A 17,515-nucleotide genomic window follows, 5' to 3' on the forward strand; every position below is an offset into this window, starting at 1 on the left:
TTCGATATTGCGGGAGAAATCGGCTATTGAATACGACGGCAGTGCACGTGGATTGCCGATCGACCCAACGCCGCCCTATATTGGCGCAGTCCCCAAGTCGCTCCTGACTACGCCAACGACACTTTTGAACTGAGACGTTTCAGCCATTGCCCCGATAATCCAGGGCTAACGGATTAAACGTCGAGGTTCAGCATGACAAGCGCCGCCGCAGAGCAGGTCAGCCCTAAGACCCTGAGAAAAGTGATAGTTGCCGCCGGGATCGGTAATTTTGTCGAGTGGTTCGATTTTGCCGTCTACGGATTTCTGGCGACGACGATTGCCCAGCAATTTTTCCCCAGCGGCGATGCCAGCGTCGCACTGCTGAAAACCTTTGCGGTGTTTGCCGTAGCGTTTGCGTTTCGGCCCCTTGGCGGGATTTTCTTTGGCATGTTGGGGGACAGGATTGGGCGCAAGCGCACCCTGGCGATGACCATCCTGTTGATGGCGGGCGCGACGACCCTGATCGGCTTGTTGCCCACCTATGCAGCGATCGGAGTTATGGCGCCGATACTCCTGAGCCTGATCCGCTGCGCCCAGGGGTTTTCTGCCGGTGGCGAATACGCGGGGGCATGCGCCTATCTGATGGAACATGCGCCCAATGATAAACGGGCCTGGTACGGCAGTTTTATTCCGGTGTCGACCTTTGCAGCATTCGCCGCCGCCGCAGTGGTGGCTTACGCGCTGGAGGCTTCGTTGTCGGCTGAAGCCATGGGTAGCTGGGGCTGGCGCCTGCCGTTCCTGATTGCTGCGCCGCTGGGGATGGTCGGGCTGTACCTGCGCTGGAAGCTGGATGAGACGCCAGCGTTCCAGGCCGTGACCGAGCAGCATGCAGTCGCGCACTCCCCGCTCAGGGACACCTTGCGCAATCACGGCAAGGCGATTTGCTGCCTGGGCGCGTTTATCTCGCTGACGGCCTTGTCGTTTTATATGTTCACCACCTACTTTGCGACCTACCTGCAAGTCGCCGGCGGATTGAGTCGGGCCACGGCGTTGCTGGTGTCGCTGATCGCGCTGATCTTTGCCGCACTGATCTGCCCGTTGGCCGGCCTGTACTCCGATCGGGTCGGACGGCGGATGACCGTGATGACAGCTTGTGCGTTGTTGATTGTGGTGGTGTTTCCAGCATTCATGATGGCCAGTTCCGGGTCGTTCGCAGCCTCCGTCTTCGGCGTGTTGCTGCTGGCGATCGGCGCGGTGTTGTGCAACGTGGTGACCGCGGTATTGCTCTCGGAGACCTTCCCCACGCGCACTCGCTACACCGCGTCGGCCATCACCTACAACATGGCCTACACCCTGTTCGGTGGGACCGCGCCGCTGATGGCGACCTGGCTGATCAGCACCACCGGCAGCAACCTCTCGCCGGCGTTCTACCTGATCGCCATTGCCTTGCTCGCGCTGGCAGGTGGGCTGGCGCTGCGGGAGACTTCAAGGATTTCGCTTCACGATATTCCCACTAACAACGTATCCAGCAGCGCATCCAGCCCCATCGGCTTGGCAAAATAATAGCCCTGGGCCTGCGTCGCCCCCATCTCGCGCAGCAAGTCCAGCGTCGCCTGATCCTCGACGCCTTCGGCTACCACGCTCAAATCCAGCGACTCGGCCATCCGCACAATCGCCCGCACGATCGCCCGGCTGCGCGGGCTGGTGGTGAGTTCGAGGATGAACGACTTGTCGATCTTCAAGCCGCTGAAACGGTACTGATGCACATAACTCAGGGACGAGAACCCGGCGCCGAAGTCATCGAGTACCACCGACATACCATTGTCGGCCAGTTGCTGCATGGTCAGGCGGGCAATGGCCGGCTCAGCCACCAGGGCGCCTTCGGTGAGTTCCAGACAGATTCGCGAAGGTGCGACCTGATGACGGGCCAGCAGGGCCAGGACATCGCTGGCAAAATCCGGGCGCGTCATGCTGTAGCTGGAACAATTGACGTGCACCGGCGGCCAGTTGGCGTGCTCGGGCCGGGCGAGGATCACCGCAATGCAGTTGAGCATGTACAGATCCAGTCGACCGATCAGGCGCAGCCCCTCGACATCCGGCAGGAACTCGCTTGGCGCGACCACCCTGCCCCCCGGCTGATGCCAGCGGATCAGCGCTTCCAGGGCCAGCAGTTGGCCGGTCTCGACGCTGACGATCGGTTGGAAATACGGCAGCAGTTCGTCGCTGCGTTTGAGCGCATTGCGCAGGGCGCCTTCGCGTTCGACCTGGTCGGAGACCTCGCGGCGCACCTCCTGGTTGAACACCGCGTAGCTGTCGCGCCCGGCACTCTTGACCCGATACATGGCCGCATCGGCATCGCGCAGCAGGTCGGCCGGCTCGTGATGAAACTGACTGTCAGCACTGACGATGCCGATGCTGCAGGACGAAAACACCTCCAGGCCATTGATGAAAAACGGCAGGTCGAAGGCCACCAGGATCCGTTCGGCGATTTCGATCACCACCTCAAGCGGCGCCTCCGGTGCGAGCACCGCAAACTCGTCGCCGCCCAAGCGTGCAAGCAGGTCGGTCTCGCGCACGCATCCGCGCAGACGCTGGGCAGCCTGCATCAACAACAGATCACCGAAGTGATGGCCAAGGCTGTCGTTGACCATCTTGAACCGGTCAAGGTCGATGAACATCACCGCCAGGTGCCCACCTTCGCTACCATACCGCGACCAGGCCAGGCCCAGGCGTTGCTGCAGGCAGGTACGATTGGGCAGACCGGTCAGCGCGTCGTGCAGATTCTCGTGCTGCAGCTTGGCATTGGCATGATCGAGCTCGCGGGTTCGGTTCTGCACCCGGGCTTCGAGCTTGAGGTTGGCGGCATGGATCGCTTCGGCGGCAGTGCGCCGCGCCAGCGCGGTGTCGATGTGCCGCGAGACGAACGTCAGCAGTTCCTGGTCGCGCAGGGTGTAGCGCACCTGGGAGGTATAGCTTTGCACCGCGAGCACGCCACGCACCACGTCGCCATCGAACAACGGAATGCCCAGCCAGGAGAAGGAACGCATATGCTCCTCGGCCAGCTCGGTTTCATCGGTGGCCGACAGGCGCTCGGCCTCGGCGGAGTCCACCAGGCAGGGTCGACGCTGGCGGATCACGTACTCGGTCAAGCCTCGGCGGCCACGGCGCGCCATCGGGCGGGTGGTCTGGCGTTCATCGACGTAATAGGGAAAGGTCACTTCGCTGGTGGCGTCGTCGAACAGCGCGATGTAGAAGTTGTGCGCGAACAGCAGCTCACCGACGATGCCATGCAAGGTTTCAAACAACTCGGTCATGTCGCCAGGCCGGCTCGACAGTTCGGCAATCTGGAACAGCGCGCTCTGCAAATGCTCGGCGCGCTCGCGCTCGGCCACTTCCTGGCGCAAGGCGTCGTTGAGGGCCGACAGCTCCAGGGTGCGGCGCATCACTGTAGCTTCCAGGTCCTCGCGATGCAGGATGCGATCCAGCGCCATGGCCACGTGGCGCGCCACCACCAGGAACAGCGCGCGATCCTCAGCGCTGTAGGTGCGCGATACGTCGTACACCTGCATCGCCAGCATGCCAAACACTTCATCCGAGGCATTTTTCAGCGGCGCGCCCATCCAGAACTCCGGACGATCACCCACGCAATAGAATCGCTCTTCGGCCTGCGCCGCGAGAATGCCGGCGGCGTCGACCAGCAAGGGCTGGCCACTGGTCAACACCTGGCCGGTCAAGGACAGGTGCGCAGGGTCCAGGTACTCGTAGTGTTCGGCCTCCACGGCATCGACGTCGATGATATCGACGTAATAGGGGTAGTCGATCTTGCCAGTGTGGGGGTCGTACAGCGCGAGATAGAAGTTCTCGGCATCGATCAGGCTGGCCAGCAGCCGGTGCACCCCCACCAGGAACACAAAGCGGTCGCGGGTTGAACTGGCCAGGTAGGTAATTTCATACAGCACCCGCTGGGTAATCTGCGCACGGGCCAGGGTGTTGGTCTGCGCCTCGATGCCCAGGCGCTGGGCAAATTCGGCGAGCGCCGGGTCTGCTGCATCGTCCTGGGGCGCGAGCAACCAACCAAGCACTGCCTCGCCCCGGCCGGTTGGCCAGCGATGCAGGCGCCGGGTCAGGCAAAACGCTTCAAAGTCTTCGTTGGCAACGATGGCCGGCCACTGCTCCTGCGGGTCGCCCTGCGCTCGCAAGTGCATCTGCTCACCGGCCCGGTAAACCACCCAGGCACGGGTGTGCGCCCCGTTGCGCGCTGAGTCGAGCAAGCGCTGAATCCTGTCATGACCGTCCGCGAGGGCCCTGCCGACCGTGTCCGAACTGGCTGACGCAGCGGACGCGCCGACCTCGGATTCCGTCGATTGCTGGGGGGAGTCATTTAACGGACGAGAACTCATCAGCGCTTCCTGAGCCAAAAACGGGCGATGCCCGCTTATTGATAGCCAGCAATGCGCCAGCGACCTTCTCGTTTAAGGCTTATCCAGGTTTTTTTCAATAGATTTATTCTCATTGGCACCAATCAGGCTCTGTGGCGCAAATACCACACCCACCCGCTCGGCATACTGCAACCACGCCGCCTTCAGACGCTGGACCGTCTCGGGTTGGCTGGCTGCCATGTCGGTGGTTTCGCCCCGGTCCTTGGCCATATCGAACAGTTGCCATTGTGGTGGCTGCGGTTTGTCGCCGAAGCCTGCCTGGGGTCGCAGGCCCAGCAACTTCAGGTTGCCTTCGCGGTAATAGGCGTTGCCAAACAGTTCGCCGGCCAGGCTCTGGTTGGCGTGAGGGCTGCCTTTGCCTGCGAGCATCGGCAGCAGCGATTTACCGGTGATCGGGTGTTTGCTCTGCGCTGTGGGCGGCTGGTCTGGCAGCGCGATGCCCGCGAGTTCGAGGAACGTCGGCGCCAGGTCGTCTACCCGTGCGACTCCGCGTTCAACGCCCTGGCGTAGCAACGCCTTGGGCAGCTGGATAATTGCCGGAACGCTGATGCCACCTTCAGCGGTGGTGCCCTTGAACAGGTGAAACGGCGCCGCACTGACTTCAGCCCAGCGCAGGCCATAGTCAATCTGCGAACCCGCCTGTCCCAGGTTGGCAAAGCTGTTGTCGGTGCGCGGGCCAGGCGGGTAGAACTGGGCATGGTTCTCTGCGGCAGCGCCGTTGTCGGACATGAACACGATCAAGGTGTTGTCGTACTGGCCGCTTTGGCGCAGGTAGTCCACCAGTCGACCGATGTTGCGGTCGAGGTTATCGACCATGGCGGCGTAGATTTCCATCTTGCGCGCCTCAATCTTCTGTTGTTCCGGGGTCAGTTGATCCCAGCCCGGCAGCTTCGGATTGACCGGCAGTGGCTGCGCAGGCTGAGCGTCGCTGGCCAGCAGGCCGAGCTTTTTCATCCGCTCCAGACGCGCCAGCCGCACGCTGTCGTAGCCCTGATCAAATCGTCCGCGGTACTTGTCCAGGTACTCCTTGGGCGCCTGCAACGGCCAATGCGGCGCAGTGTAGGCGGCGTAGGCGAAAAACGGTTTGCCGGCCTTCTCTGTGTTTTGCAGGTAGCTGATCAGCTTGTCGGTGTAGAAGTCGGTGGAGTAGAAATTAGTCGGCAGCTCCACCGGTTTACCGTTTTCGCGGTAGTGCACCTGTTCGATTTTCGACGGCTCGACGGCCGAAGGCTTGAAGTGCGTCGCACCGCCCTCCAGCAGGGTGAAAGACTGCTCGAAACCGCGGCGATCCGGCCCCTGGTCTGCGTCCAGACCCAAGTGCCACTTGCCGACCATCGACGTGCTGTATCCGCCCGCCTTGAGCAACTCGGCCACCGAATACGCGCGCTGGTTCAAGTAGCCCTCGTACCCCGGCTTGCCGCGCTGAAACGGTTGCAAGGCTTCGGCCATGGTACCGAGCCCGGCAAGGTGGTTGTCGGTGCCGGACATCAGCATGGAGCGCGTGATCGAACAGGTGGGCGCGGCGTACATGCTGGTGAACTGCACGCCTTGATTCGCCAGTTGATCCAGCGTTGGGGTGTGGATGTCACCGCCATAACTGCCCAGGTCGGAATAGCCCAGGTCATCGGCCATAATCAGCAGGATATTAGGTTGCCTGGCATCGGTACTGGCCGCCATGCTCAGGCTGCTGCCCAATGTCAGCGCGCAAAAAAGTGCCGTCAGTGGCAGTCGCAAAAGACCCATGTTTTCTCTCTTATTAGTGATTTTATTGCTACTGCTTATTCTTCGAAAATCGCCACCGCCCGCACGAATCCTGCCGAGGCGTGGCGGATCTTGTAGGGGAAGCAGGACACTGTAAAACCGCTGGCCGGCAGCGCTTCCAGGTTGGCGAGCTTTTCCATTTGCCCGTAGCCAATGTCGCGCCCGGCCTTGTGCCCTTCCCAGATGATCGCCGCATCGCCGTCAGCGGCAAACCGCTCGCGGGTGTATTTGAACGGCGCATCCCAGCTCCAGGCATCGGTGCCGACCACACGCACTCCGCGTTCGAGCAGATACAAAGTGGCTTCGCGGCCCATGCCGACGCCGGCATCCAGGTAGCCCGGCTGGCCAAACAGCGCACCGGCACGGGTATTGACCAGCACGATATCCAGCGGCTGCAGCACATGTTCGATGCGCGCCAGCTCGGCTTCAACCTCAGCAGCCGTCACCACATGCCCGTCCTCCATGTGCCGAAAGTCCAGCTTCACACCTGGCTGCAGGCACCAGTCCAACGGCAATTCATCGATGCCGAATGCCGGCTCGCCGCCATCGGTGGTGGATGCGTAATGCCAGGGCGCGTCCATATGAGTGCCGCTGTGGGTGGTGATTTGCAGGCGTTCGGCGGCCCAGGATTCATTGCCGGGCATCTGCTCCAGTTGCAGCCCCGGGAACATCGCGGCCATCTCCGGCCAACCCTGCTGATGGTCCATGTAGTCGATCTTCGGCAACAGCGGCGGCGGATCGGTGTAGGGGTTGTTGTCGAGGGTGACCGACAGGTCGACGAGACGGCGTTTTAGCGTCATGCGGGGTTTCTCCTTTGAGCGGGCGCAGGGTTCAGGGAATTGCGGATCAGCGCGGCCGCGTTGCCGTCGTGGCTGAAGCCGGCAGCGCGTGCGAGGGGCGTTTTCAGTGGCGGCATGCGCCCGAATAATGCTTCGAGTTGTTCGTCGACGGCGTAGGTAATGAGCTCGCGGCGTTGTTGCCCATAGCTCGCCGCCAAGGCGTCAACCACCTGCGCGATGGACAGGTGCAGCACCGGTAACTGCCACACCCGCTGGGCCACCGACGCCCCATCGATTTCGGCAGCGTGGATCAGGTTATTTACGCAACAACGGGCCGACATCCACCAGGCCGTGGCTTCTGGCGAGACCGGGCATTGATAGGCTGCGCCTTCGGCAAAGGCGCGCATCACGTCGCTCATGAACGCCGAACGCAGGCCATTGGGCTCCCGCGGGCGCGCGACGATGCCCGGCAGGCGTAGCGCGCGGCCGTCCACTTCGCCACGCCGGGCGAGGTCGATCAGCACGCGCTCGACCAGCGCCTTGTGCGTGCCGTACGACAGTTGCGGGCGCAGCTCGGCGTGCTCGTTCATCTTCGGCGGCAGATCGCCGCCGTACACTGCCACACTGCTGGCGTACACCAGCACGGGCGGCACGGCCTTGTTGCGCAGCTGGTTGAGCAACTCCAGGCTAGCCAGCAGGTTTACCTGGTAACCGAGGTCGTATTGCTCCTCCGCTGCCCCGCCCGGAATGCTCACCAGATGGAAAACCACATCGATACCGTCGGCCAGCACCCGGCGCATCAACGCTGCATCCGTGATGCTGCCGACATGCCGGCGCAGCCTTGAGTCATCCGGCAAGCCTTGCAAATCGGTATCCAGCACCAGCAGCGAACGAATGATCTGCCCACGCAGACTGCCCCGCGCCAGCAGGCAACTCACCAGCTCGCGGCCGACGAAACCGTTGGCACCGGTAATCAACACACGCATAGGCCGCTCCTCACCCCTGGGCTTCAACGACACGTTGGTCGATGGCGCCAAACAATGACTGGCCCTCACTTCCCAGCACATCCATGCGCACCCGATCACCGAAGCGCATAAAGCCGGTTTGCGCGGCGCCGTGTTCGATCATCTCGATGGCGCGCCGCTCGGCAATGCAGGCCGAACCGGCATCGCGCTCGGCATTCGAAACCGTACCGGAACCGATCAACGTGCCCGCGCGCAGGCGGCGAGTGAGCGCGGCATGGGCGATCAGCTCGCCGAAGTTGAAGTTCATCTGCCCGCCGTGGGGGTGGCCAAACCATTGGCCGTTCCACTGCACGTGCAAGGGCAAGTGCACGCGGCCATCGCGCCAGGCCTCACCCAGCTCGTCCGGGGTGATCGCCAACGGTGCGAAACTCGACGATGGTTTGGCCTGCAAGAAACCAAAACCAGTACGCATTTCCCGGGGGGCCAGGGCGCGCAGGCTAACGTCATTGATCTGCAGGATCAGTTTTATATGCGTCAGTGCCTGTGCCGCTACGCATCCCATCGGCACATCGTCCACCAGCACCACGAACTCGCCTTCGAAGTCGATGCCCTGGCTTTCACTCGGCAACGCAATATCGTCGCGCCCGCCGAGGAAGTCGTCACCGGCGCCCTGGTACATCAGCGGGGTGTGTTCGGCGCCATCAATGGGCTCGAGGTTAAAGGCTTTTTGCATCAGTGCGCCGTGGCTGAGGAACGCCGAGCCGTCGCACCACTGATAAGCGCGGGGCAGCGGCGCCATGGCCTGGGCGGGGTCAAAGGCAAATGCGCTGCTCCTTTCGCCGTCCTCCAGCTGCCGGGCAAGCGCTTGCAAGCGTGGTTCAGCGCTGTCCCAGTTTTCAATCGCCTGCTGCAAAGTGAGCGCTACTGAACTGGCGTCCAGGGCCCATTGATGGTCACGCGAGACCACCACCAACTGCCCGTCGCGGCTGGCGTTTTTCAGGGTTGCGAGTTTCATGCTGAAGCCTCCGGGTCATTGCGCAGTTCAGCCGCAAAGCGCCCATCTAGAAGAATGAAGACCATGCGTGCCATGGCCTCGGTGCGGTTGCTCCAGGCGTGGTTGGTGCCGCGTTGCACCACCACATCGCCGCGTTTGAGCTGCACTTCTTCCTCATCCAGCACTAGCCATACCTCGCCTTCGGTGACGATGCCGTAGTCGAGGGTTTCGGTGCGGTGCATCAGTTTGTGCCGGGCATTGGCCTGGCCAGTGCCGGCATGAGATTCGCCAATTTCGGCAAACACTGCGGCGGCGTTTTCATCGCTGACCTGGTTTTGCACGCTGTCCGGCGGAATATCCACCACCCGAATCACGCTGCCTTGGGGGCCAGGGCTGAGTTGCAGCGGTTTCGCCGTGGGATCGCCGGCGTTGTCCAGTAATGCCGGGCTGGCGCTGCTGCTCCACAGCTCATGGAACACCGTGCCGGGCACGGCCAGCAGCGGGAACACACTCGGCGTTGGCGCGCTGCTGGACACAATGGCCTGGCCGTCGGCGTTGTGGCCAGTGACCACGCGTTTGAAGGGGGGAAGCGCTTGCATGGAAAATCCTCGTTCAATGGCCGTTGCCGATGGTGTTGCGACTGCAAGCGCCGGTGCTGGCCAACAGGCCACCGACCTTGGGCACTGCCAGGCAGAACAGCGCGACCAGGATCTGCAGCCAGCCGACGATGGCCAGTGCCTGGGGTAACGCCGCGCTGTCGCCGGCAGTGATGCCGAGTACCGCCAGCGGGCTGATGAATTCGCCGGCGAAAATCGCCGCAGTAAAACAGCCGGCGGCCCGGCCACGTTGATGGAAGCCCACCTGAGCCATGATCCAGGTGATCAGGGTGGGCAACATCAAGCCGATCCCCAGGCCGTTGACCAATACCGCGACCACCACCTGCGCATGGCTGTCGGCGTTGGCCATCAGCAAACCGCCGACACCCGCCAGCACATAGGCAATCAGCAGCAGGTGCTGGCTGCGTACACCACTGAACAGACGAAAACTCAGGGCACCGACCAGCACCCCCAGTTGATTGGCACCCATGGTCATGCCGATTTGCTGCGGAGCATCCACGTGCAGCAGGTTGAGCAGGTAGCCGGCCTGTACCGGCACGATAAACAGGCTCAGCCCGGCCAGCAGCGCCAGCGCGTACATGGGCGTGAGGGCACGCCATGGGAACTGGCTCGTGGTGGTGCTCGCCTCGACCTGCTCGCTGCGTGCGCGGGGTTGCGGTTCCCAGAGCTTCCAGGCCATCAGCGGCAGAAAGATCAGGCCCACGGCGTACAGCGCAAATGGTGTGCGCCAGTCGTTCTGGCCGAGGAAGCCACCCAGGGCGATAAATACCGCAGCGGACAATGAAGTGGCGACCATCTGCAACGCGAACAGGCGTTCGCGCCGCGCGCCGCTGTAGTAGTCGCCCATCAGCGTGGTGCAGCAGGTCATGATCCCCGCCTCGGCCAGGCCGATACCGGCACGGCTGGCAACGATGGCGGGCAGCGAGTCGAGCCACAGCGGCAGCACGCCGCACACCACATACAGCGCCATGCTCACCAGCAGCAGCGGTTTGCGTCCCAGACGGTCAGCCAGCAGGCCGGCGAACGGCGCCAACAGCGCAATGACCAGCGCCGGCAGGGTCAGCACGATCGGCACCAGCACGGCGCTGCCCGGCACTTCGGCAAAATGAGCTTGCATTCGCGGCAGTACCGGGGCCAGCAACACCGCGCCCAGCACCGGCAGGCAACTGCCCAGCAGCAGGAGCAAGGATTGCGCCAATCCGGCCTGCCGAGAGGTGTTTTCAACAGCGATTTCAACGGCCATGGCAAGGCTCCTCGGTGCGCAAATGGTTAACGTCAGCCACCGGCTGTTTTGCAGCGCTGGCATTCACCGGCACCGCAGCACTCGCCGCGGCACTGCGCGCAGGCAACAGGAAGTACGCCAGCGCCGGCAGCAGCACCAGGGCGCCGACCATGTTCCAGACGAACATGAAAGCCAGCAGCACACCCATGTCGGCCTGGAATTTGATCGGCGAGAAAATCCAGGTGGCCACGCCAATGGCCAGGGTAATGCCGGTCAGCATCACCACTTTGCCGGTGGACACCAGTGCCCGGTAATAGGCTTCGGACAGGCTCGCGCCCTGGCGCAAATGGCCGAGCAGAATGCTCATCACGTACAACGCGTAGTCGACTCCGATGCCGACCCCCAGGGCGATAACGGGCAAGGTGGCAACCTTCACACCAATGTTCAGCCAGACCATCAGCGCTTCGCAGAGGATCGAGGTGACCATCAGCGGGATCACCGCGCACACCGTCGCGCGCCAGGAGCGGAAGGTGATCAGGCACAACAGGATCACCGCACCGTAGACCCAGAACAGCATCTCGCGGTTGGCCTGCTTGACCACGATGTTGGTGGCGGCCTCGATGCCGGCGTTACCAGCGGCCAGCAGGAATTGCACCTCGTCGGTGTTATTGGCGGCGGCAAACGTCTCCACATGCTCGACCAGGCGCGTCAGCGTTTCCGCCTTGTGGTCGGTGAGATAGGCGTACAGCGTCAGCAGGCTGCAATCTTCGTTGTACAGGCCTCGGGGCGCGCTGGCGGTGATCATGTTGAGCATCGCCTGGTTGTTCTGCAGCTCGTACCACTTCGGGCTGCCTTCACTGAGCCCCACCAGCATGCGACGGTTCAGCAGGGCCAGGGAGTTGGTCGAATCCACCCCCGGTAACGCACGCAGCTGCCAGTCCAGGGCGTCGACTTTGGCCAGGATGTCGTAGCGCGCACATTGGCCGCCGGGGGTCTTCACCATCACCGCAAACAAGTCGCTGCTGGCGCCGTAATGCCGGGTAAGAAAGGCATCGTCTTGGTTGTAGCGCGAGTCGGCCCGCAGCTCCGGCGCGCCGGCGTCGAGGTCGCCGATTTTCAGTTGCAGGCTGACCAGAAAGCCCACCGCCGCCAGCGCGAGGCTGATGGCGATGCACAGGCTGGCCCAACGGCGCTGGGTGAACAGGTCGAGAAAACGCCAGAAGGCATGGCGGCGCTGGCCGGCCTGCTCGCTTTGTTCACTCTTGAGGCTCAACTGCGCCGCGCGTGGCGTGACGCCGACATAGGAGAGCAACACCGGCAGCAGGATCAGGTTGGTGAAGATCAACACCGCCACGCCGATACTGGCGATCACCGCCAGGTCCTGGATGACCTGGATCTTGATCAGCATCAGCACGGCAAACCCCACTGCATCACACAGCAGCGCCGTCAGCCCGGCCAGGAACAGCCGGCGGAAAGTGAACCGCGCAGCGACCACCCGGTGCATGCCGCGGCCGATGTCCTGCATGATCCCGTTCATTTTCTGCGCGCCGTGGCTCATGCCGATGGCGAATACCAGGAACGGCACCAGTACCGAATACGGGTCCAGTTGGTAATTCAGCAGCGGCAGCAAACCAAGTTGCCAGACCACCGCCACCAGCGAGCAGAACACCACCAGCAAGGTGCTGCGCAGGCAGCGGGTGTACCAGAACAGCACGGCGGTGGTGATCAGGATCGCGACGGCGAAGAACAGCAGGATCTGCTTCAGGCCGGCAATCAGGTCGCCGACTTTTTTCGCGAAACCGGTGATATGGATGTCGACGCTGTCGCTTTGATAGGCGCTGCGCAGCGACTCCAGCTGATCGGACAAGGTCGAGTAGTTGAGCGACTGTCCGTCGGCGGTGTTGGCTAGCAACGGCACGTAGATGATGCTGGAAGTCTGATCCAGCGCCACCAGTTGCCCGAGCTCATTGGAGCGCTGCACGTTGCGCCGCAGCGCTTCGAGGTTGGCCTGGGTGCCGCTGTAGTCGTCGGGAATCACCGGCCCGCCATCCAGGCCGTCCTCGGTGACCGCCACCCAGCGGGTGGCCGGTGTCCACAGCGACTTCATGTACGCACGATCGACACCCGGCAGCAGGTAGAGCTTGTCGCTCATGGCCTGCAGGGTTTTCAGGTAATCGGCGTCATAGATATCGCCCCTACGGTTGGCCACGACAATGCGCAGGGCATTGCCCAGGCCAGTGAGCTGTTTCTGGTGCTCAAGGTAGTTGGCAATGTACGGCTGCTCGGTCGGGATCATCTTCTCGAAGCTGGCGTTCAACTCGATACGCGTCGCTTGATAGCCCAGCACCAGGGTGGTGATCACGCAGACCAGCAGCACCCACAGCCGGTGGTTGAACAGGGTGCGCTCCACCACCGAGCCGGAGCGTGGATCGAAATTCGCCAGGCTGGCCGTGGCGTTGTCCAAAGACTTCATAACCTCACTCCGAAGCAATAGCGGTTGGCGGCGACAGGCGCGTCAAACCGGTGAAACCGGCCAATACCAGGCTGCCGTCGACCGCCTGAATCACACTGGCGACGGGCTTGCCCAGTGGCTTGCCATAAGGCGTGAGCAGCGACCCGGGCTGGGCACCGGTGCGAAACAGTGCGCCGCCCTGATTGACCAGCAGCAACTGGCCGTCATCGGTACGAATCGCATCGCTAAATGACACCGGCATCGGCACGGGCGCAGGTTCGAAGCTGTCGCCGAAGTCGCTGGAGATGAACGCATTGCCTTTCAAGCCGGCCGCCAGCAAGGTGCCGTCGTCGCGAATTTGCAGGGCGAAAAAACTGCCGGGGTATGGGCTGTCCACAGCGCTGAAGGATTTTGCGCCATCGTCGGATCGCGCCAGGTAGCCCTGCTCGCCGGCAAGAAACCAGCGCTCGCCCTGGCGTGCAATGGCATACAAGTGCGCGCCCATCGGGTTGTCGATGTGGCCCATCAGGGACTGCCAGGTGCGTCCGCCATCAGTGGTCGCGAATGCCAGGCCGTAGGCGCCGACGATCAGCGCGTGCTGGTCGTCGACCACATTGAGGGCGAGAAAGGGTTTGTCCGGGCCGTCACTGACCAGGCGTTCGGCGGTCTGCACTCGCGCAACGGCTGCTTCCTGGTCCACCGCGCCGGACAGTGCCTCCCGGGCGGCTTGCACTTCAAGCTGCGCTGCACGACGGCCGTCCAGTTGCACCGCCCAGTTCTCACCACCGTCGTGAGACACCAGCACCACGCCGGCATGCCCCACCGCCCAGCCATTGTTGGCATTGGCAAACTGCACCGCTGTCAGGCTGACCGATACCGGCACCTGGGCCTGGCGCCAGCTGACGCCGTTGTCATCGGAGAGCAGCGCGATGCCGCGCTCGCCTACGGCTACCAATCGCGTGCCTGCCCGGGCCAGGTCCAGCAGCACGGCGTGTTGCGCCTGGGGCGCACGCATCGCCGGGGTGCTCAACGTATCGCCGACCGTGGCGGCCTGTGCCTGGCTCAATGGCCACACCCATGGCAGTGCCAGAAGGCACATCAACCTACCGATTCTATTCATCACCGACCTCGAAAACCCTGTGAAACCGGATCACCCCAAAGGCTGGGTGATCCGGTCCGACTCAGCGAACCCCGGCACCCGCCATCGCCGCTGGCGAAAACTCCGAGGCCTTGTAGCGATCCACCACGCCGTACTGCTCAGGCTGGCCGGTGTAGACGTTCTGGATAAACCAGGCGCCCGAGGTCAGGTCGTAAAAGCCCGAGGACAATTGCGCCTGCGCCGGCAAGTCCGGCAGCACCGCAGGCAACGACCAGAGAGTCTTGGCCAGTTGGCCGTTGGCGTCCCAGCGGTCGCCCAGCATCGCTTGCCAGGTGTCTTCATCGAGGTAATAGCGGCCCTTCGGCAACTGGTGACGTTTGCCCGGTGCCAGGTCGGCTTCCACCACCCACACCCGGTGCAACTCCCAGCGCACGTAGTCGGGATTCATATGATGGGCGAGGAACAGGTCTTCCGGTTTGGCGGCGGTTTGCACCTTGTTGGTGTTGTAGGGGATGTACATCTCCTGCTTGCCCACCAGCTTCCAGTCGAAGCGGTCCATGCGGCCCTGGAACACACTCAATTCGTCGAACGACATGACCCCGGCGGTGGCCGGTGTCGGCGTGTCGCAGCAGGCATTCGGCAGCTTGCGCACCCGCCGCTGGCCGGTCAGGTACACGTGCGCCTGGGACTTGTCGCCGTTGATATTGGTGCGGCCCATGATTTGTTCGCCGGCACGCAATGGAGGCCCGACGTTGAGCAGGCGGAACAGCCAATAGTCGCCGGCGAAGGTTTCAGGCGAGCCGTCCTGGTAGTAGTACGGCATGTCCTGGATCGCCTGGCCGTCGGTGGTCATCACCTGCTTGCCGTCAGCAGTCATCAGGTAGTGCCGAAAATGCATCGACAACGAGGTGCCGCGCCAATTGAGCAAGTGGTTCCACATCGCTTCGGCGCCGTTGTGCGGCACGGGGAACGGGATCCCGCCATATGCGCCTTCCGGCACCGGCCCGGCACTGCTCTCCACCAGTTTTGCCCGGGTCGCATTTTTCAGGGTGTTGTCATACACCCACTGCGGGGCGGCTGCGGAGCGACGAGTCGGATAGACGTCAATGCGATAGGTGTCAGGGAAACGCTTGAACATTTCCTTGGTGCCGTCGGTGAGTTTGCCGGCGTACTGCGCGAGGTTTTTCGAGGTGATGCTGAACACCGGTTTGTCCGCCGCAAACGGATCGCTGCGCTTGCCACCCGGTTTGAACGAAGGATCGACCTTGGTGTAACCACCGTCCCAAGCGGGGATGGTGCCGTCTGCATTGCCGGCACGCTCCGCGCCCATCGGTGTCAGACTTTTGGACAATTTGGCCGCTTCTTCAGCCGTGGCGGCCACCGCCCACTGGCTGCAGATGGCCAGGGTACCGAGCAGCGCGAAGCACAGCGCCTTGAGCTTGAATGCCGGATTATTCTTGTTGGAGGTCATGCGCAAGTCCTCTTAAAACGTGGTCTTGACGGAAAAGGCCAGGTAGTCCCGATCCTTCAGCGATTGCTTGTAATTGAACTGGCTGAGGGCATTGAGGTTGGTGTCCTCGGCGCCGTAGTAATGGGTGTAGGTCAGGCCGGCAGTGACGCGGTCCAGGTAAGTGGCAGTGATGCCGATGTTGATGTCGCCGCCGTTATCCGGGCCGAACGAACTGACCACGGCTGACTTGCCCAGGGGGAAATAGCTGACGCCCATCGGTACGCTGATATCGATGCCGGAAAACAGCTGGCGGTAGGTCGGTGTGTACACCATCTTGAAACCGAGGCCGTCGTCGGTGGCGTTCGGGTCGAGCGCGGCGCGGTTTTTCGTGACATTGAGCAGGCGGTTCCAGGCGATCTCGCCGACAAATCCCGACTCCCTGGCGAGGAAATTCGGGCCGAACGAGGCCAGCACGTTGAGGTTGACGTGGGCAGTGCGGCCGACGGCGTACAGCGCGTCGTCATCGTTGTCGGCAACCACGCCTGGGAGAACTGATTGCCCGTTCGACACCAACGGCATGTTCCAGCGCATCGACGCTTCACCGGCGAAGCTGAACTCATCCATGGTGGTGGAGAAACTCGCACCCAGTGCGCGAATGTCTTCGGGGTAGACCCAGTAATACTCACCGATCTGACCGGTACTGAAATTCGGGACGCCGCTGGATGGCTTGAGATACAGCTTGGGCGTCTTGTCGTGGTACTGGATCGCGTAGAGGCCGTATTCGACGGTTTCGGCGCTGTACTTCAGCTGCAGGCCGCCCTGCCCGGAACTGCGTGCTTCCTTGTCATTGCCGTGGAAGAACGCCGCCGGACTGCTGGGGTTGCCGCCAAGGAAGGCGGGAAACGGCGCGCCGACGATCAGGCGTTCATTGCCCTCACCAATGGTGTCACTGGTGGAGAAGTAGCTGCCGGCACCGGGCAGGCGCGTCTCCTCCCATTCGAGCTGGTAGTAGGCACCCACCGAGACATCGTCGGTCAGCTGAAACGTCCCCGACAGCTGATTGACCGGCCGGGTGATTTCCTTGAACTGGGTGTTGGGTACGGACTGCGCTTTCACCACGTCGACTGGCGCCATGCCGCCAGCGATACCGTTGGCCCCGAAGAACAGGCTCTCGCCCCAGATCAGGCCATGGCGCCCGGCGCGCACGGAGGTGGCGCGATCGGCAACCTCGCCGTTCCAGTACACAAATGCGTCGAGCAATTCGCCGTCACCGCCATGCAGATGGCGGGTGTCGTCGGTGAACTCGTCGTAAGCTACCGAACGCTGGTTGGCCCGCGCCGGGTCATCGTTATCGTTGTCGTGCTGGTACTCGGTGTCGTACCACGCCGCGCCACTCAAGCGTGCACCGAAGTCCTTGAAGGACATATCCAGCTCGGAAAGAATGTCGGTACGGTTGGAGATCAGGCCTTTCTTGAAAGCCCGGTCACCATCGTCCTGATTGAGTGCCACCTGGCCCTGGGTCAATTTGCTGCTGGGGTCCTGGGTGCGCCAGGCGGCGCTGTACTTCACCGTGTTGTCCCAGCGCAACTTGAAATCAGGGTTGCCGGTGTCCACCTGAAAGGCCTGGGCCGGCTGGCTGCACAGCACCAGGACTGCGGCCAAACTGAAACCAAAGGGTGCAGACGAGCTGACCTGGCGGCGCGCGAGCGTCGCAGTCTTGGAACTAACCATCGCGTTAACCTCTTGTTTTTATAGTGG

Annotated in this window: 12 protein-coding genes; 1 reads left to right on the forward strand and 11 read right to left on the reverse strand. The window is 62.6% G+C overall.

The genetic code is table 11. The features are described from left to right. The first annotated feature begins 192 nt into the window (after positions 1-192). The gene (locus ACYZTK_RS03495; protein WP_462013150.1) at positions 193-1,542 is read left to right on the forward strand and encodes an MFS transporter; all 1,350 of its coding nucleotides are present in this window, start codon (positions 193-195) and stop codon (positions 1,540-1,542) included. Here ACYZTK_RS03495 and ACYZTK_RS03500 read toward each other — a convergent pair. From ACYZTK_RS03500 to ACYZTK_RS03550, 11 genes are all read right to left on the reverse strand, one after another. Beyond that, positions 1,479-4,379, reverse strand: a complete 2,901-nt coding sequence (locus tag ACYZTK_RS03500) for a sensor domain-containing phosphodiesterase (protein WP_462013151.1) — start codon at positions 4,377-4,379, stop codon at positions 1,479-1,481. The genes ACYZTK_RS03495 and ACYZTK_RS03500 overlap by 64 nt on opposite strands. A gap of 72 nt (positions 4,380-4,451) precedes the next feature. Continuing rightward, positions 4,452-6,161 carry an arylsulfatase gene (locus ACYZTK_RS03505; protein ID WP_462013152.1) on the reverse strand — a complete coding sequence of 570 codons (1,710 nt, stop codon included), beginning with the start codon at positions 6,159-6,161 and terminating at the stop codon, positions 4,452-4,454. A gap of 35 nt (positions 6,162-6,196) precedes the next feature. Then, complete coding sequence (locus tag ACYZTK_RS03510; RefSeq protein ID WP_462013153.1) at positions 6,197-6,979, reverse strand: cyclase family protein; 783 nt, start codon at positions 6,977-6,979, stop codon at positions 6,197-6,199. Continuing rightward, positions 6,976-7,944, reverse strand: a complete 969-nt coding sequence (locus ACYZTK_RS03515; RefSeq protein ID WP_462013154.1) for an NAD-dependent epimerase/dehydratase family protein — start codon at positions 7,942-7,944, stop codon at positions 6,976-6,978. Before ACYZTK_RS03515 ends, ACYZTK_RS03510 begins: the two co-directional genes overlap by 4 nt. 10 nt (positions 7,945-7,954) lie before the next feature. Next, positions 7,955-8,938, reverse strand: coding sequence for a fumarylacetoacetate hydrolase family protein (locus ACYZTK_RS03520; protein WP_462013155.1), 984 nt, complete (start codon positions 8,936-8,938; stop codon positions 7,955-7,957). Further along, positions 8,935-9,516 (reverse strand): cupin domain-containing protein, encoded by a 582-nt coding sequence (locus ACYZTK_RS03525; protein ID WP_462013156.1) that lies wholly within the window; start codon positions 9,514-9,516, stop codon positions 8,935-8,937. Before ACYZTK_RS03525 ends, ACYZTK_RS03520 begins: the two co-directional genes overlap by 4 nt. Positions 9,517-9,529: 13 nt before the next feature. Then, complete coding sequence (locus ACYZTK_RS03530; protein WP_462013157.1) at positions 9,530-10,777, reverse strand: MFS transporter; 1,248 nt, start codon at positions 10,775-10,777, stop codon at positions 9,530-9,532. Then, the gene (locus tag ACYZTK_RS03535) at positions 10,767-13,229 is read right to left on the reverse strand and encodes an efflux RND transporter permease subunit (RefSeq protein WP_462013158.1); all 2,463 of its coding nucleotides are present in this window, start codon (positions 13,227-13,229) and stop codon (positions 10,767-10,769) included. Before ACYZTK_RS03535 ends, ACYZTK_RS03530 begins: the two co-directional genes overlap by 11 nt. Before the next feature lie 4 nt (positions 13,230-13,233). Further along, positions 13,234-14,328 (reverse strand): WD40/YVTN/BNR-like repeat-containing protein, encoded by a 1,095-nt coding sequence (locus ACYZTK_RS03540; protein ID WP_462013159.1) that lies wholly within the window; start codon positions 14,326-14,328, stop codon positions 13,234-13,236. 61 nt (positions 14,329-14,389) lie between these two features. Further along, positions 14,390-15,778 (reverse strand): DUF1329 domain-containing protein, encoded by a 1,389-nt coding sequence (locus ACYZTK_RS03545; RefSeq protein WP_462013160.1) that lies wholly within the window; start codon positions 15,776-15,778, stop codon positions 14,390-14,392. Between the two features lie 12 nt (positions 15,779-15,790). Continuing rightward, complete coding sequence (locus ACYZTK_RS03550) at positions 15,791-17,488, reverse strand: DUF1302 domain-containing protein (RefSeq protein ID WP_462013162.1); 1,698 nt, start codon at positions 17,486-17,488, stop codon at positions 15,791-15,793. Positions 17,489-17,515 lie beyond the last annotated feature (27 nt).

This window comes from Pseudomonas sp. LB3P31 (genome assembly GCF_054897945.1).